The sequence below is a fragment of the Bordetella tumbae genome (genome assembly GCF_054780995.1).
Genome location: NZ_BAAGVG010000009.1, coordinates 146,588 through 163,772 on the forward strand (window position 1 = coordinate 146,588; position 17,185 = coordinate 163,772).

Genomic DNA, 17,185 nt, shown 5'->3' on the forward strand with positions numbered 1-17,185 from the left:
TGCTGTGCCCCAAGGCTTGAACGGGACACTACACGGAAACGGTTTATGGGTGCATGGCTGCAGCGGATGTCGATGGTCGTACTGGTGTCGGTACTTACCCTGACGGGATGTACGCGAGACCCCATTAACAGTCCCTATGACACCGGCGCGTTGTCCAAAAACACCCTATATACGGCGTTCGTCAGGCAGTCGCCCAAATATCTGGACCCCGCCCGCTCATACTCCAACGACGAAACCCCGTTCACGTACAACATCTACGAGCCGCTCTATGGATATCAGTATCTGAAGCGACCGTACGAACTGATCCCGCGCGCAGCGGCAGAGATTACGCCGCCGCGCTATCTGGATGCGCAAGGGAACGTTCTGCCCGCGGATGCGCCGGGCGAACAGATTGCCGAAAGCGTTTACGACATCCCGATTCGGCACGGCATTCTGTTTCAGCCGCACCCGGCATTCGCCCGGGAGACTGATGGCCGAGATAGCTATTTTCCGTTGCGACAGGGCGAGTTGGATGACAAGTTCTATCTGACGGATTTCCCCCAAACCGGTACCCGCGAGCTAACCGCCAACGACTATGTGTATGGGTTCAGGCGCTTGGCTAGTCCACGGGTGGCTTCGCCGATTTATTCCTTGATGGCCGATCACATCATTGGCATGCAAGACTATGGCAAGCGCCTGCAACAGCGCGATGCAGAGTTGCGCAAGGGTTTGCCTGCAGGTCAGCGCGATCTGCCGTGGTTGGATCTGCGTGAGGATGACGGATTCGAAGGTGTGCAGGCGGTGGACGAGCACACCCTGCGCATTCGTATCAAGGGCAAATATCCGCAGTTCAAGTATTGGCTGGCGATGACATTCACCGCGCCTATTCCCTGGGAGGCGGATCGTTTCTACAGTCAGCCCGGCATGGCCGCGCACGATTTGTCGTTGAATACATGGCCCGTGGGCACAGGGCCCTACATGTTGGTGGAGTCGCTGCAAAATCGCCGCCATGTGTTGGCGCGCAACCCGAATTTTCGCGGCGAACCGTATCCTTGCGAAGGCGAGCCCACAGACCAGGCGCGCGGCCTGCTGGCCGATTGCGGCAAGCCCACGCCGTTCCTGGACCATATCGTCTTCAATATCGAAAAAGAGGCGTTGCCGCTGACCGGCAAATTCATGCAGGGCTATTACGATATCCCGCAGGTCGAGCGCGGCGAAATCGGCGTGGCCATGCTGGTGGCCGCCGGTGACTCGCCAGACAAGGCCAAGACCTATCGCGATCACGGCATTCAACTGCCGACGACCATCGAGACTTCGATCTGGTACATGGGATTCAACTGGCTGGATCCTGTCGTCGGGCAGGGGGATACCCCGGAGCAACAAGCAAAAAACCGCAAGCTGCGCCAGGCCATCAGTATTGCGTTCAATTGGGAAGAGTACATCGCTGTCTTTGAAAACGACCAGGCGGTGGCGGCCAACGGGCCTGTGCCGCCGGGCGTGCTCGGTTATCGCGAACCGCCTGCAGGCATCAACCGCGAGGTCTATGACATCGTCGACGGCAAGCCGAAACGCAAACCGCTCGAGGTGGCCAAACAATTACTGGCCGAGGCCGGCTACCCGAATGGCCGCAATGCGCAAACGGGCGCGCCGTTGATCTTATATTACGACGCCATGACCGGCGGCGGATCCAACCCGATGTTTGACTGGATGCGCCGCCAGATGGCGCAGATCGGCATTCAGCTGGATATCCGGTCGACGGACTATGGCCGTTTTCAGGACAAGATGCAGCGCGGAGCCGCGCAGATTTTTTTCTGGGGTTGGCTGGCGGACTATCCCGATGCCGAAAATTTTCTGTTCTTGTTATACGGCCCGAACGGCAAGGCAAAGCATGGCGGCGAGAACGCCGCCAACTATACCAATGCCGAATTCGATCAGCTGTTTGAACAGCTGAAATATCTGGACGACGGCCCCGAAAAAGTCGCCGTCATCGATCGCATGCAAGCCATCGTGCAACGCGATGCGCCATGGATGTTCGGCTACTTTCCCATGTCGGGTGGAGCTTACCAACAGTGGGTCGGCAATGCCAAGCCCACGCAGATGGTGCGCAACATCCTGCAGTACATCAAAATCGATCCGGCATTACGCGTGAGCAAAATCGACGAGTGGAATACGCCGCGCTGGTGGCCGCTGTGGCTATTGGTGATCGTCGTGGCGCTGGCTATCTGGCCGTCTTATGTCGCCTTGAAACGCCGTGAGCGGCAAACCGCATTCGGGTCACGTCCGGTCACGCCTACGGTGCAGTCCTCCAAGGAGTCCCAATCATGATCGGCTATGTGATTCGCCGCCTGTTATACGGGGTGTTGATCCTGATCGGGGTGAACCTGCTGACCTTTGTGCTGTTCTTTGCCGTGAATACGCCAGACGATATGGCGCGTCTGGCCATTGGCGGACAACGCGTGAGCCAGGAGGCGATCGACCGCTGGAAGACCGAGCACGGTTACGACAAACCGCTGTTTTTCAATACGCAAGCCACAGGTACTCAACAACTGACCGACACGGTTTTCTATCAGCGTTCGGTGCCGCTGTTGACGATGGAGTTCGGCGCCTCGGATGCGGGACGCGATATCAGCCGCGAGATCCGCATGCGAATGGGGCCCAGCCTCGCCCTCGCGATTCCGACGTTTTTTCTGGGCTTGTTTGTCAGCGTCGTGTTTTCGTTGCTGCTGGTGTATTTCCGGGCAACGCGTCTGGATTTTTGGGGCGTGGTGTTGTGCGTGATATTGCTATCGATATCCAGCCTGTTTTACATCATTGCCGGACAATGGTTGTTCGCAAAGCTCCTGCGATTGGTACCGTATTCGGGCTTTTCGGGCGGGCTGGATATGATCAAATTCCTGGCATTGCCCGTGCTCGTTGCCTTGGTATCGCGCTTGGGGCCCGAGGCGCGCTTTTATCGCGCCTTGTTCCTGGAGGAGGTGGGCAAAGACTACGTGCGCACGGCACGCGCCAAAGGACTGACCGAGCGCGTGGTGTTGTTCCGCCATGTCTTGCGTAATGCCATGCTGCCGATCTTGACCGGGACAGTGTCGGCTATCCCCTTGTTGTTCATGGGCAGCCTGATCGCCGAGTCGTTCTTTGGGATTCCCGGATTGGGCAGCTACACCATCGACGCCATCAATGCGCAGGATTTTTCCATCGTGCGGGCCATGGTGTTTCTGGGGGCCGCTTTGTATATCGTCGGGCTGATTCTGGCCGATATCTCCTATACGCTGGCTGATCCCCGCGTGCGTTTCGAGTGACCGCCATGCCAAAATTCGTATTTCTGTGGACGGATATTGCGCTGTTTCTGCTGGTGGCGGCGGTGCTGTTTTATGCGTGGCGCGTGCGCCGCAGTCCAACGCTGCGGGCGACATGGGCCAAGGTGGCGCGTGACGCGCCGGCAATGAGTTCGGCGGTCGTGCTGTTGGCGTTTGTCGTTGTGGGGTTGCTGGATTCCATTCACTATCGGCCGCAGTTGCCGCCTGCGCCAGGGGCCGCCGCCGATGCGCCGCCGATATACGCGCCCGCTGTGCAATCGGCCTTGGATGGTCTGCTGCACGGCACCGTACTGACCCGGCCCGAAAAAACCTACTCAAAGCCGCTCGCCGCGCGTCAGTTCACCAAAGAAACCGAGTTGATCGATGGCCGCCCGTTGCGTGATTTTCCGCGGTTGCGCAGTGGCGGTGCGCATTTGGAAAACCCCGAGACCGAGTTGACGGGCGATGTCTTGCGGCGGCTGGCGTGGGGGGTGGCAGGAGGCGCCGCCGCGGCGCTGTTGGGCGCTCTCTTCCTGGCCGGAGCGTTGTCTCGGTCATATGGCGGGGCGCGGCAAGCTTGCGCCGACGTGGCTTGCGGCCGCACGGAGCTGCCCTGGCGTGCGATGTGGACGACGTATGCGGTGCTGTGCCTCTGCACGGGGGCGATCGTCGGCCTGGCCAGTGGCTATCACGTCTTCGGTACGGACCGCACGGGCAACGATGTGTTGTGGCAGGCGCTCAAAAGCATACGTACAGCATTGGTGATCGGCAGTTTGACGACCTTGGCCATGCTGCCTCCCGCGATTGGTTTCGGGTTGGCGGCGGGCTATTTCAAAGGCAAAGTCGATGACGCGATTCAGTATATCTACACGACACTGACGTCTATTCCCGGCGTGTTATTAGTCGCCGCTTGCGCGTTGATGATGCAGGTGTATATCGATACGCATCCCGATTTATTCGATACATCGGCGTCGCGTGCAGATCTGCGTTTGTTTTTGCTGTGCATGATTCTGGGACTGACAGGCTGGTCGGGTTTGTGCCGTTTGTTGCGCGCGGAAACCTTGAAACTGCGCGAGCTGGAATACGTGCAGGCAGCGCGCGCGTTTGGCGTGTCGCATTGGCGCATCATGCGCCGCCACCTATTGCCCAACGTCATGCACATCGTGTTGATCACGGTCGTGCTGGAGTTTTCCGGTCTGGTGCTGTATGAAGCCGTCTTGTCTTACCTGGGCATAGGGGTGGATCCCGGGATGAACTCGTTTGGCTCAATGATCGATGGCGCGCGCCTGGAAATGTCGCGTGACCCGATGGTGTGGTGGAATCTATTGACGGCTTTCATTTTCATGCTGGCATTGGTGCTGTCCGCCAATCTATTTGCCGATGCCGTACGCGAAGCCTTTGATCCGCGTGTGCGGCGCTATCGTCCGGGAGGATGGTTGAAAAAGAAACTGGGCGCGCCTGCCAAAGCAGAGAAGGGGGCGGCACAATGAACGCAGCCGCAGATACGTTGCTGGCCGTAGACGGCCTCGAGGTCGCAATTGCCGGCGAGACCGGCATGACTCATGCCGTCAAGCGTTTACAGCTCGCCATCGAACGCGGAGAAACCTTTGCGCTCGTCGGCGAATCCGGCTGCGGCAAAAGTATGACGGCATTGGCGTTGCTGCGTTTGTTGCCCGACGCGGGCCGTATTGTTGGCGGACAGATTGCGCTCGACGGAATGGATCTGAATCAGCTGCCCGAAAGCGAGATGCGCGGGGTACGCGGAGGCCACATCGGTATCATCTTCCAAGAGCCATCCACCAGTCTGAATCCAGTGATGCGGGTGGGTGATCAGATACTGGAAACATTGATGGCGCATACGCCATTGCGTGGTGCCGCCGCGCGTGCGCGGGCCATTGACTGGCTGCGGCGCGTGGGCATTCCCGAGCCTGAACGCCGGATCGATGATTACCCATTCCAGTTTTCCGGCGGGCAAAAGCAGCGGGTCATGATCGCCATTGCGCTTGCGGCCGAGCCGACGCTGCTGATTGCTGATGAGCCTACGACGGCCTTGGACGTGACGGTGCAGGCACAGGTGCTGGACCTGCTGGCTGATATTCAACGCGAAATGGGTATGGCGATATTGCTGATCACTCATGATCTGGCTGTGGTGCGCAATGTGGCCAAGCACGTCGCGTTGATGCGCGGCGGAGAGATCGTCGAAAGTGCACCTGCAGAGGTGTTCTTTGAGCGGCCAAGACATCCGTATGCGCGTCAATTGTTTGATGCGATCCCTACCTTTGAAAAGCGCGGGCGGCCGTTGGCGGCGTCGGCAGGGACGACAGAAAATGACGTCTCCAATACGTCGGCATTACCTCGCCAGCCAGGTGACATCGTCCTCGACGTGCAGGATCTGCTCGTGCATTACCCCGTGCGCAAAGGTTTGCTGCGCCGTATCGATTCGTGGGTACAGGCGGTCAACGCCGTTACCTTTACTCTGCGTGCAGGCGAGACGCTCGCGTTGCTGGGCGAGTCCGGCTGCGGCAAGACAACGACGGGCAAGGCACTATTGAGATTGATCGAAGGCGCAAAAATCGAGGGCCGCGCCTTGCTGAACGGCCGGGATCTGCTGCACGTCGAGCGCCGTGAATTGCGCCGCTTGAGGCAGGATATTCAGATCGTGTTCCAGGATCCCTTTGCCTCGCTCGATCCACGCATGCGCGTGGGAGATATCCTGGACGAAGGGATCGCTTCACTGCGTCCCGATATGTCACCGTCCTCACGGCGAGAACGCATACAGCATCTGTTGCAGCGAGTGGGCCTGCCGGAGGATACCGCCAGCCGTTATCCGCACGAGTTTTCGGGAGGGCAACGCCAACGTATCGCCATCGCCCGCGCCTTGGCCGTCGAGCCCAAGGTATTGATCTGCGACGAGCCCACCTCAGCGCTGGATGTGTCGGTGCAGGCGCAGATTCTGGATCTGTTGCGCGAGCTTCAGGCAGAGTTGGGGATCGCCTATCTGTTCATCACGCATAACTTCGGCGTCGTCGAATACCTGGCTGATCGTATTGCCATCATGCATGACGGGCGCATTGTCGAAAACGGCACGGCCGACGCTGTGCTGCATGCGCCTCAACATGAAACGACGCGCCGATTACTCGAGGCAGTACCGAGGCTGGCCTTCGGGACTACTGCAGCCGGTCATCATCCAGAAAATCGGGCAACGCCATGACGTCGATGCCGTCTTCGCTCAAGGCCCGTTGCTCGTCTGGCGTAGCGGTGCCTCGAATCGGACGATCGTCGGCTTCGCCGGCATGAATACGGCGGGCTTCTTCGGCAAAGCGAGGGCCGACGTTTTCGGTATTGCGAATGACCTTGCGGATTTCCTGCAACACGGCTGCTTGCAACTGAGCCATGGCGGCAGCGTCGGCGCTGGCAACAGGTGAGGACCCCGATCCAGCGGGCACAGGTGCGCCGCCGGCGGGAACAGGCGCAGCAGACTCTGCCTTGGCGGGATCCACGGACGGCGCTGCAGGCGCTCTCAGGTGCGAGACATTCAGCCTCGGCGCGGATAGCCGTTTGGTGATCGTGGCGGATCCACACATTGGGCACGTGAGCAATCCGCGCGCCTGTTGCGTGTCGTAGTCTTCGTGCGAACTGAACCAACCCTCGAAAAGGTGGCCTTGATCACATTGCAGGTCGAATACTTTGAGTGCCATGAGAGTGATAGTAGCGCGACAGCAAAACGGCGCCCGCGGGCGCCGTCGGAATACTGCCGCTGACAGGGCGGGCGGGCCGCCCAGGCGATCAGTTGACGCGGCTACGGTATTCGTTGGTGCGCGTGTCGATTTCGATCTTGTCGCCGATGGCGCAGAACAACGGCACGTTCAGTTCGTAGCCGGTGTTGATCTTGGCAGGCTTGAGGACCTTGCCCGAGGTGTCGCCACGGACGGCGGGCTCGGTGTAGGTGATCTCGCGCACCAGGATGGTGGGCAGTTCGACCGAGATGGCACGGCCGTCGTAGAACACGACTTCCACGGGCATGGCTTCTTCGAGGTAGTTCAGCGCGTCGCCCATGCTTTCGGCTTCGATTTCGTACTGGTTGTACTCTTCGTCCATGAAGACATACATGGGGTCGCCGAAGTACGAGTAGGTGCACTCCTTGCGCTCGAGCATGACGACGTCGAATTTTTCGTCGGCCTTGTAGACCGATTCGCTGGCCGAGCCGGTCAGCAGGTTCTTGAATTTCAGCTTGACGACGGCGGCGTTACGGCCGGACTTGTTGTATTCGGCCTTTTGGACCACGAGGGGATCCTTGCCGACCATGATCACGTTGCCGACTCGCAATTCCTGAGCGGTTTTCATTAATTAAAACTCCGGGTGATATAGCGCACTCGCCGTGCTTGCGCGCAGGGGATCCGATACGGCTGGCCCTGCGTGCCCCGGGAGGCTGTCAAAGTCGAGGCCTGGCTCGACGCAACATGCGCGGGCAGAGGGAACTCGGAAAACTCTCTATTCTAGCGTTTCTTGGACAATTTTGCGCAAAATTCAGCCAAGCTGTCCCCTAAATCGGGGCGGGCAGCTTGTGCCGTGTCCCAGGCACGGGCTGCGTCTTGCCAGTCGGTCCAGACAGGGGAACGCAGGGCGGCACTGAGGGCCGCGGCGGTCGTGGATACCCTCGGATTCAGGTCAGCCGTCGGCGGGACTACGCCGAAATCGCCCAGTGCGGCGTCCTCGCTATGCAGAGGCGTATTCCAGGCACGAATGGCCGCGTGGGCCTCGGCAGGGGCAGGATACCGAGTCAGCCAGGCCTCGAGTTTCTCGAGATGCACATTCTCGTCCTGAGGATAAATTTGCCACACCAGCGGGCGTGCTGCCCAGGCGGCCCGTACAAAGGAATCCTCGCCGCGGACAAAATTCAGGTCCGCACACCACAGCAGGCGATCAAAATCCGGCTGTGGGACGAAGGGAACCCGGGCGACTCGTACATGCTCACCAACCGCCACCATCTGCTCGAGGCTCGGTGCCACACCTTCTGGAACGATCAACACGGTGGGGCGGGCATCGTCGATCAGCGCCTTCACCAGCGCAGCGAGCGGTGCTTGGGGGTAGCAGAATAGCGAGACCACGCGGGCCCCGGCGCGCCAGTGTCCCAACACTGCCTCGCCCAAGCCCAGGTCGCGCAGAAAACGTTCTTGCTCATCACGAGAGGCCTGAAACGCCTCGCGTTCGGTGCTCAGCCCGGGCTCGTGCAGCAGTCCGCCCGTGGCTGGGGTGAAACCGGGGAAAAAGAAATACTTGGTCAAACCGTCGGGGCGTTGCGATGGCAGCCCGTGGCAGCTCTCGACCCAGGGCTCTGCACTGAGATATTCCAGGTTGATCCATATCGGCGGCTGCGCCTGGCCGCTATGCAGTTGTTGCTGCATGGCTCGTACGAATGCAGCGGGCGGGTCGCAGGCAAAAGCCTCGATGACCACATCGCCTGGGTCCAGGGCAGGGGGCTCGGGCGTCCAATGCACCACCTCAATGCCGTTGAATGTCTGCCGCACAGCGTCGGTCATGACGCCGGGCTGGATGCGGGAAAAGGCCCGCAAATCGTCAACCCACAGCCGTATCGACCAGCTGTGTCCGCACGCCATCCGTCGCGCCAGCCGCCAGCAGACCCCGATGTCGCCGTAGTTATCGACGACTCGGCAGAAAATATCGGCCCGCATGGCTGGCCTGCTCAGTGGAATTTGGCGGGAGTGGTGTCGGCGTCCTCGGGCAGCTCGGCGTGTACGAATTCGCCCAGCGGATTGGGGAACGTCGGCGCACCGCAGTCTTCGCAATACTCCGCCGGATGGGCGCCCGGAATATGGCGCACCTCGTGCACGCCGTATTCCTTGAGCAGGGCGGCGATCTCGTCGATCAGAGCGGGCTGATTTTCGTCCTCCTGCGGGTCATCCTCACGGCCATAGATAGGCCAGACACACCCGTAGTACACATCGTTGCTGTTACGCAGCGTAAATCCGATGCGGTATTCATCGATATGGCCCTCGCCACAGCCCGCGATCACCGCCCGCAAATCCGAGGCGCTGAGATTTACGGCGCCTTCGAGCCAGTTGATGGCAGCGCGCAGCGACAGCGGCCGCACGCGGCGATCGGCCTCGCGGTTGCTGATGTAATAGGCATCCGGCAACAGGCATTCGATGCCGCAGCCCGGCATCAAGGTCGCCAAGGTGGGTTGCGCCTGTGCCAACCAATTCGCCAGGCAGGCTTCGCGGTTGTAGGCGTCATCGCCAGCATGCTCCTGCCAGCGAAAGATCGGTGCGCGTTCGGGGACCGCTACCGCCCCGACCACATATCTGGTGTCAGCCAGCATATTGGTGGGCTCGGTCTCCGCATTCAGGGCGGGCTTGGACGTATCATTATCCAACGCCTGATTGCCCAGGCGCTGCATCCATTGCCACGTTTCCGAAAAGGTGCGGGGCATCTGGTCGATACTGACCAGATTCGGCATCAGCACAGCACGGGTTCCATCGGCCAGGATATGGCCATGCAGCTGCGCCAACAGCGTTTGCTGGGCCGTAGCGGGAATGGCCCCGGTCGGGATGGCGTAGCGTGTCCAGGCGGCGATAGGAATGACGATCAACAAGACGTCATAACGCTGGCCGTCTTTGTCGATCTGCATGGATTCGGACAGGGTTTCTGCCTGTTCGATCAGGACTTCATAGGCGCCGACATCGCGTTGCGACAGGTGATCCAGCGCAGACTCCAGCGTGGCATCCTGGTTGTTGCGCAGCAGCTTGGAAATCGACTCGGACAGCAGATTTTCCCAGTAAAGATCCTCCACGCGGCTGCCAGAGCGGCTCAATGACAGAGCGAACGAGGCCAAACGCGAGGCGTCACGATTCAGGCGGGGGGAAGCGGAACTGCGGACTCGGGCCATGTGTGATGAGGGCTCTCAAAGAGATTGGAACCCCCTAGTTTAACGCCGGTCCGCTATGTCGGCTCAGGCCGATGCGTGCTGGAAATATCACGTCTCAGCCCTGGATCCCCCGGGGCGAGCCCCGGGGGAGACCTGAATGCCCGTCAGGCGGCCAACAACTGACGCAGCACGAACGGCAGAATGCCGCCGTGTTGGTAGTAGTCGACCTCGATGGGCGTATCGATACGCAGCAGGACTTGCACGTCTTGCCTGGAGCCATCGGCGCGGCGGATTGTCAGCGTGATGTCCTGCATGGGCTTGATACCGTTTTCCAGGCCCGAGATATCAAAGACCTCCGTGCCCGTGATGCCCAGCGAGGCAACGCTGTCATCGCCCTTGAATTGCAGGGGCAGCACGCCCATACCCACCAGGTTGCTGCGGTGGATACGTTCGAAGCTGCGAGCCACCACGGCCTTGACACCCAGCAACTGCGTGCCTTTGGCCGCCCAGTCGCGTGAGGAACCCGTGCCGTATTCTTCGCCGCCGAACACCACCGTGGGGGTGCCCTCGGCGACATACTTCATCGCGGCATCATAGATGGACAACTGTTCGCCCGTGGGCTGGTACAGGGTTTCTCCGCCTTCGAAACGGCTGCCGTCGGGCAGGGCCGGGATCATCAGGTTTTTGATCCGCACGTTGGCAAAGGTGCCGCGCATCATGATTTCATGGTTGCCGCGACGCGAGCCGTAGCTGTTGAAATCGGCCTTCATCACGCCGTGCTCTTTGAGCCATTTGCCGGCGGGCGAGGTTTCCTTGATCGAGCCGGCCGGGGAAATGTGGTCAGTGGTCACCGAGTCGCCAAAGATCCCCAGTGCACGCGCACCCTGGACGGTCGGAATCGCGCCCGGCGCCATGCCAAAGCCATCAAAGAACGGCGGCTCAGCGATATAGGTCGAGTCAGGCCAGTTGTACGTTTCGCCCGTCACGCCCTTGATGTTTTCCCACAAATCGCCAGGGTTGGTCTTGACCTGGCCGTAGTTGGTGCGGAAAGCCTTGGGGTTCAGTGCGTATTTGAGCAGCGCGTTGACTTCTTCGGTGGTGGGCCAAATGTCGCCCAGCCACACGTCGCCCTTTTTGCCCTTGCCGACCGGCTCGGTCATCAGGTCGCGCGTGATCGTGCCTGCCAAAGCATAGGCGACGACCAGGGGAGGCGAGGCCAGGAAATTTGCCTTGATGTTCGGGTGAATCCGCGCTTCGAAGTTGCGGTTGCCCGACAGCACGGCCGCGCAGACCAGGTCGTTGCCGAGAATGGCTTCGTTCAAATCCGGTGTGAGGTCGCCCGCGTTACCGATACACGTGGTGCACCCGTAGGCGGCAATGTCAAAGCCCAGTTGTTCCAGATAGGGCAGCAGGCCGGTTTTGGTCAGGTATTCCGTGACCACCCGGGATCCAGGGGCCAGCGAGGTTTTGATGTGCTTGGGCACAGTCAGGCCGGCTTTGACGGCCTTTTTCGCCAGCAGGCCGGCTGCCAGCAGCACGCTGGGGTTGGACGTGTTGGTGCACGAGGTGATGGCCGCGATCAGAATGTCGCCGTTCTTGATCTGGGTGCCCGTGCTGGTGGTGAAGGCCTGATCGAGCTTTTGGGCCGGCTGGTTAAAGCCGTTTTCCGCAATCGGCTTGGAAAACAGATCGCCGAACGTGGTCTTGACGTTGCCGATTTCGATACGGTCTTGCGGGCGCTTCGGGCCGGCCAGCGAGGGGGCAACCGTGGACAGGTCCAGCGTTAGCAGCTTGGTGTAGTCGACATCCGTGGCCTTGGGCACGCCGAACATCTTTTGCGCCTTGAAATAGGCCTCGAATGCGGCGATTTCCTCGGGCGTGCGGCCCGTGCCATGGAAATAATCGATGGTGCGTTCGTCGACCGGGAAGAAACCCATCGTGGCGCCATACTCCGGCGCCATGTTGCCGATCGTGGCGCGCTCTGCCACCGACAGACTGGCCGTGCCCGGGCCGCAGAATTCCACGAACTTGCCCACGACCTTTTCGCGACGCAGCATTTCCGTAATGGTCAGCACCAGGTCGGTCGCGGTCACGCCGCCGCGCAATTGACCCTTGAGCTCGACACCCACCACGTCAGGCGTCAGGAAATAGACAGGTTGGCCCAGCATCCCGGCCTCGGCCTCGATGCCGCCCACGCCCCAGCCGACCACGCCGATCCCGTTGATCATCGTGGTGTGGCTATCGGTGCCCACCAGCGAGTCGGGGTAATAGATGTTGTCTTTCTTGTGGACGCCACGGGCCAGATATTCCAGGTTGACCTGGTGAACGATCCCAAAGCCCGGAGGCACCACGCCAAAGGTATCGAATGCCTGCATACCCCATTTCATGAACTGGTAGCGCTCTTGGTTGCGCTTGAATTCCAGTTTCATATTCAGGTCCAGCGCGTCCTTTGTGCCGAAATAATCGATCATGACCGAGTGATCGACCACCAGGTCGACCGGGACGAGCGGCTCGATGCTCTTGGGATCCTTGCCCATTTTCTCGGCGACCGACCGCATGGCGGCGATATCGGCCAGCAGCGGCACACCGGTGAAGTCCTGCAGCACGACACGTGCCACGACAAAGGGGATTTCGTCTTCGCGTTTGGCGTTGGCCTGCCAGTTGGCCAACTGCTTGATGTGTTCTTCGGTGACCTTTTGGCCGTCGCAATTGCGCAGCACTGATTCGAGCACGATGCGGATCGAGACCGGCAGACGCTGCACGTCTACCCCCAGCGCCTTGCCCAGGGCCGGCAGGGAATAGAGCTGACAGGATTTGTCGCCGATCTTGAAATTCTTGAGGGTATTAAACGTGTTGTGCGGCATGATGGGACTCCGTGGGTGTGGGACCGCGTAAAGCTGCCATTTTCTGGCCTTTTGGCGCGTTTGTCATGTGATGCTGAGACATCGCTATGTTGCGTATTTTAGTCTTATGTCTTATATAAGACTATAGGGGTGAGTCAAAGTTCTCGCTGTTTTCAGATAATTTGTCAGGCAGTCCAGCCAGCGACTGACAGCGGGGTGGTGCGCATCATTGTCGCGCCGCCTGCATCTGCCGGTTGACCAGATTTGCATAAGCGCCGCCTTGTTGCAGCAACGCATCATGCGTGCCCGACTCTACAATCTGCCCTCCGTCTACTACGGCAATGGTATCGGCTTGGCGTATTGTCGACAGGCGGTGCGCAATAATCAGGGTAGTGCGATGGCGCATCAGCTCGGCCAAGGCCTGATGTACCTGGGATTCACTGATGGCGTCCAAATGCGACGTGGCTTCGTCCAGAATCAGAATCGGTGCGTCGCGCAGGAATGCCCGCGCAATGGCGATGCGTTGGCGCTGGCCGCCGGACAAGGCCACACCGCGTTCGCCGACAGGGGTATGCAGCCCCTCGGGCAGGCCGGCGACAAAATCCGACAGCGCAGCGCGGGCTACGGCTTGATCCAGTTCGTCCTGATTGGCATGGGGGCGGGCCAGGCGGATGTTGTCTTCCAGCGTGCCGTTGAGCAGCCAGGTGTCCTGGGCCACCAGCGCGATACGACTGTACAGTGCATCCAGGGTCAGGTCCGGCAAGCGCTCCTCGCCGATACGTACGGCGCCTTCCTGCGGATCCCAGAATCGCAACAACAAGCTCGCCAAAGTGCTTTTCCCCGCGCCCGACGGGCCGACCAGCGCCAGGGTTGCTCCTGCCGGTAACGAGAGCGATACGCTGCGCAGGGCCGGTTGATGCCGGCCTGGATAGGTGAAGGTGACATCCTCGAACGCCAGCGGCAGGCCCGCTCCCGTCAGGGGCGGTGCAAGCGGACCATCCACGACAGGCACTGGCTCGTCGTGAATCGTACGCAAGCGTCGCGTAGAGGCCAGCGTGTCCGCCAGTTGGCGGCTCACCTGGGCGATCTCGGACACGGGCAGAAAGGCGGCAACCGACAGCAAAATCAGCAATGGCAACATGCTCGCCGCCAGCGCGCCTTGCGTGACCAACCAGGCGCCCGCTGTCGCCACGGCCAGGCCACCCAGACCGGTTGCGATCTCCAACAGGGCGCTTTGCCGCGACAAGTCGGCCAGCAGCGTCAATCGCACACGTTGATAGTCCTGGCAGATCGTCAAAAAGGCGTCGCGCCGACGGCCGGTCGCGGAAAAAGCCACCAGGTCGGACAGCCCCTGGATCGTCTCTGCGAGATGCGCGCTCAGCAATCCCAGCGCCTGCCTGGCGCGGCTGCCTTGTGCGTCCACGCGCGCGCGATTGAGCCATGGTGACAGTCCGGCCCATAGCAAAAAGGGCAATAACGCCAGCATCAGCGGCCAGGCGGCGATTCCCAGGATGGCCAGGACGATGACAGGTACCAATGTCGCAACAAACGCCGGCGCCACCGTGTGCGCATAGAAATACTCAACCGTTTCAACATCCTGCGTGGCCAGCCCGACCAAATCCCCAGAGCGGCGGCGCAAGAGATACGCAGGCGCCAGCGCCTCGAGTTTTTGATACAGCGATATCCGCATTTCGGCCAGCAGTTGATAGGCAATCGAGTGGGCGAGCCAGGATTCGATCCAGTGCAGCGCGGCTGCCGCGATGGCCACGGCAAACAACCCGATCAGCAAACCGTCGAACGGCTCACCGTTTTTCAATCGGGCAATGACGAGCGCACCCAGCACCGACACACCGATAAAGGCGGCCACCCGGCCGATACCGCTGCCGACAGTGATGGTAAATTGTTTTTTCCAAGGACGGATGATCTCCGTCAAGGTCTGCAGTACCTGGCGTGTCGTGATGTGCCGCGCCTCGGTGTCCAACGAGATGGGGGCAGGGCGCTTGTGATCGTCGTCAGCGGGAGCCAAAACGGTACCGCCGTCGGGAATGCTGTCACTCGCATTGCTGCGGGAGCCCGCTGTTTCCGGCATTGACGCGAGGGCTGCGTGTGCGCCATCCTCCGGCGCCACGCCTGAAGTTGTTGGCGCCGCATGCAGCGAATCCTGCTGTCCGCCCATCAATTGGCGATACAGCGTATCGCCCTCCATCAGCGTCTCGTGCGTGCCGGTCTCTGCAATGCGTCCGCCATCCAGCACCAGAATACGGTCTGCGCCAATCACGCTGGACAGTCGATGCGCCAGCACCAGCGTGGTTCGGCCGCGGCTGAGCCGATCCAGGGCCTGCTGAATCTCGGCCTCATTCTCGGCGTCCACCGAGGACAGGGCCTCATCCAGAATCAAAATCGGCGTATCGCGCAACAAGGCGCGAGCAATGGTCAACCGCTGGCGTTGTCCGCCGGACAATTGCGTGCCGCGTTCTCCCAAGACCGTCTGATAGCCCTGCGGCAATGCCGAAATAAACCCGTGCGCATTCGCCGCCGTCGTCGCTGCGAGGATTTGATCCGGCGTTGCATCCGGGCGCGCCATCAACAGGTTTTCTTCCACCGTTCCATGAAACAGTGTGCTGTCCTGCGCCACCAACGAGATGCTGGCCCGTACCGCCTCGGGATCCAGCGTGCGCAGATCCCGGCCATCTATCTCGATGACACCCGATTGGGGGTCATGTAGACGCAGCAAAAGGCGAACTAATGTCGATTTACCAGACCCACTGGGGCCGACAATCCCCACACGCTCGCCGGGACGGATCTCGAAATCCATGCCTTGATGCGTGATCTGCCGGCCACCGGGATAAGAAAACGCGACTTGTCGAAAGGCAATCGCTAAGCCGCCGCGCGGCCCGGATGATGGCATGGCAGACTGGTGGGCATCCGTGTGATCTGTTTGTGGCTCACTTGCCGTTGATGACAACGGCCCGCCGTACAGGGTTTTCTGAATGACGTCTGGCGATGGCTGCCTGGATTGGCCGGTTTGCTGACCTACGCCGCAGGACTGTGGGTGGGGGCTGGCGATGGACGCGGCCGCCGCATCATCTTGTCCCGTCGTTGCTGTTGCCTGCGGCGCCGACGTCGTCGCGTCCAATAGCGCCTGCACGCTGGCTGCTGCCGATTGCCCCATCAGTCCTTGGTGCAGCACAGAGCGCATATCCCGCAGCGGGCGGAAAATTTCCGTCCCGGCCATCAACACCACCAGCAGCGCCGCCAGCGTCATCTGTCCTTCGGCCACGCGCCACGCGCCCAATGCCAAGGCGGCCGCTGCACCGACCGTGATCCCGATATCCGTCGCAAAACGCGCCGAGACCTCGCGCCCCAGCACCTTGAACGTGTTATCCGACAGCGCCCGCGCGCGCTGCGCCAGACGTTCGCCCCATGTGCGGCTCTGGCCAAAGGCCTTGAGCGTGGGCAGGCCTTGCATCGCATCCAGGAACTCTTCACCGAACGCCTTGAATGCCCGAGCCCGTTGACGGGAGGCGTCCTTGTGGCTACGGTGCGCCGCCAGAGGGAGGACCAAGGTGATCAGCGCCGCCACCAGCAGCACCAGCGCCACCGGCCAATCCCACCACGCGATGAAGGCAAAAATCACGATGGGAGCGCAGGCCGCAATAAATAACTGCGGCAGATAGCGGCCAAAAAAGGTCTGCAGTTGTTCCACGCCATCGACCACGGCCAGCATGACGCCGCCTGTGCGTTGGCCTCCGAACCAGGCGGGCCCCAACTCGACAATCTTGTCGTAAAGCTGTGCGCGCAGATTATTCTGGATCAGCGCCGCATTGCGATTGGCCAGCAGATTCAACGCATGCTCAAAGCCGCCGCGCAGCACAATGGCCAGCGCCGCGCCCGCCAGCGGCCACCACAACGCCGTGCCGCTCGCGCCGGCAAACAATTCCGCCAGGAATTTCCCCAACAGAGCAAAGCGCGCGATGCCCGCCGTCAGCCCCAATAGCCCCAGCAGAGCGCACATCAACATTCGCAACCGCACACCGCGCGTCATGGCCCAGAGGGTGGAATCGAAATACATGCTGCTTCCTTATGTGTGGTGGCGCATTGCAGGCGCGGCCATCCTCTACCCTAACATTTCGCAGTATGACGGGTCAGGTGCGCTGGTATATGACAGGGGCGGGATGTGG

General features: G+C 60.7%; 10 protein-coding genes. 4 read left to right on the forward strand and 6 right to left on the reverse strand.

The window, feature by feature from the left end:
* Positions 1 to 45 precede the first annotated feature (45 nt).
* From ACYVI2_RS07165 to ACYVI2_RS07180, 4 genes are read left to right on the forward strand one after another with little or no spacing between them, the layout of a single operon-like run.
* A complete protein-coding gene (locus ACYVI2_RS07165; protein WP_415822008.1) occupies positions 46 to 2,304 on the forward strand; it encodes an ABC transporter substrate-binding protein in 2,259 nt (752 codons plus the stop codon).
* The gene (locus ACYVI2_RS07170; protein ID WP_415822006.1) at positions 2,301 to 3,278 is read left to right on the forward strand and encodes an ABC transporter permease; all 978 of its coding nucleotides are present in this window, start codon (positions 2,301 to 2,303) and stop codon (positions 3,276 to 3,278) included. Before ACYVI2_RS07165 ends, ACYVI2_RS07170 begins: the two co-directional genes overlap by 4 nt.
* A 5-nt stretch (positions 3,279 to 3,283) precedes the next feature.
* Complete coding sequence (locus tag ACYVI2_RS07175) at positions 3,284 to 4,765, forward strand: ABC transporter permease (protein ID WP_415822005.1); 1,482 nt, start codon at positions 3,284 to 3,286, stop codon at positions 4,763 to 4,765.
* Positions 4,762 to 6,486: an ABC transporter ATP-binding protein gene (locus tag ACYVI2_RS07180; RefSeq protein WP_415822004.1), complete on the forward strand. Its 1,725-nt coding sequence runs from the start codon at positions 4,762 to 4,764 to the stop codon at positions 6,484 to 6,486. Before ACYVI2_RS07175 ends, ACYVI2_RS07180 begins: the two co-directional genes overlap by 4 nt.
* Here ACYVI2_RS07180 and ACYVI2_RS07185 read toward each other — a convergent pair.
* From ACYVI2_RS07185 to ACYVI2_RS07210, 6 genes are all read right to left on the reverse strand, one after another.
* Positions 6,443 to 6,973: a DUF1178 family protein gene (locus ACYVI2_RS07185; RefSeq protein ID WP_415822003.1), complete on the reverse strand. Its 531-nt coding sequence runs from the start codon at positions 6,971 to 6,973 to the stop codon at positions 6,443 to 6,445. The two genes, ACYVI2_RS07180 and ACYVI2_RS07185, sit on opposite strands and share 44 nt — an antisense overlap.
* Before the next feature lie 88 nt (positions 6,974 to 7,061).
* A complete protein-coding gene (gene efp, locus ACYVI2_RS07190; protein WP_415807500.1) occupies positions 7,062 to 7,619 on the reverse strand; it encodes an elongation factor P in 558 nt (185 codons plus the stop codon).
* A gap of 152 nt (positions 7,620 to 7,771) precedes the next feature.
* Positions 7,772 to 8,968: an elongation factor P maturation arginine rhamnosyltransferase EarP gene (gene earP, locus ACYVI2_RS07195; RefSeq protein ID WP_415822002.1), complete on the reverse strand. Its 1,197-nt coding sequence runs from the start codon at positions 8,966 to 8,968 to the stop codon at positions 7,772 to 7,774.
* An 11-nt stretch (positions 8,969 to 8,979) separates the two neighbouring features.
* On the reverse strand, positions 8,980 to 10,182 hold the full coding sequence (locus tag ACYVI2_RS07200; protein WP_415822001.1) for a DUF2863 family protein: 1,203 nt from the start codon (positions 10,180 to 10,182) through the stop codon (positions 8,980 to 8,982).
* Positions 10,183 to 10,325: 143 nt separating this feature from the next.
* On the reverse strand, positions 10,326 to 13,025 hold the full coding sequence (acnA, locus tag ACYVI2_RS07205) for an aconitate hydratase AcnA (protein WP_415821999.1): 2,700 nt from the start codon (positions 13,023 to 13,025) through the stop codon (positions 10,326 to 10,328).
* 205 nt (positions 13,026 to 13,230) lie between these two features.
* Complete coding sequence (locus ACYVI2_RS07210; RefSeq protein ID WP_415821998.1) at positions 13,231 to 17,076, reverse strand: ABC transporter ATP-binding protein/permease; 3,846 nt, start codon at positions 17,074 to 17,076, stop codon at positions 13,231 to 13,233.
* Positions 17,077 to 17,185 lie beyond the last annotated feature (109 nt).

Excerpts from the sequence above, each read along its gene's own strand:
- ACYVI2_RS07165 (WP_415822008.1), top strand. The coding sequence starts at position 46 with ATGGGTGCATGGCTGCAGCGGATGTCGATGGTCGTACTGGTGTCGGTA.
- ACYVI2_RS07170 (WP_415822006.1), top strand. The coding sequence starts at position 2,301 with ATGATCGGCTATGTGATTCGCCGCCTGTTATACGGGGTGTTGATCCTG.
- ACYVI2_RS07175 (WP_415822005.1), top strand. The coding sequence starts at position 3,284 with ATGCCAAAATTCGTATTTCTGTGGACGGATATTGCGCTGTTTCTGCTG.
- ACYVI2_RS07180 (WP_415822004.1), top strand. The coding sequence starts at position 4,762 with ATGAACGCAGCCGCAGATACGTTGCTGGCCGTAGACGGCCTCGAGGTC.
- ACYVI2_RS07185 (WP_415822003.1), bottom strand. The coding sequence starts at position 6,973 with ATGGCACTCAAAGTATTCGACCTGCAATGTGATCAAGGCCACCTTTTC.
- efp (WP_415807500.1), bottom strand. The coding sequence starts at position 7,619 with ATGAAAACCGCTCAGGAATTGCGAGTCGGCAACGTGATCATGGTCGGC.
- earP (WP_415822002.1), bottom strand. The coding sequence starts at position 8,968 with ATGCGGGCCGATATTTTCTGCCGAGTCGTCGATAACTACGGCGACATC.
- ACYVI2_RS07200 (WP_415822001.1), bottom strand. The coding sequence starts at position 10,182 with ATGGCCCGAGTCCGCAGTTCCGCTTCCCCCCGCCTGAATCGTGACGCC.
- acnA (WP_415821999.1), bottom strand. The coding sequence starts at position 13,025 with ATGCCGCACAACACGTTTAATACCCTCAAGAATTTCAAGATCGGCGAC.
- ACYVI2_RS07210 (WP_415821998.1), bottom strand. The coding sequence starts at position 17,076 with ATGTATTTCGATTCCACCCTCTGGGCCATGACGCGCGGTGTGCGGTTG.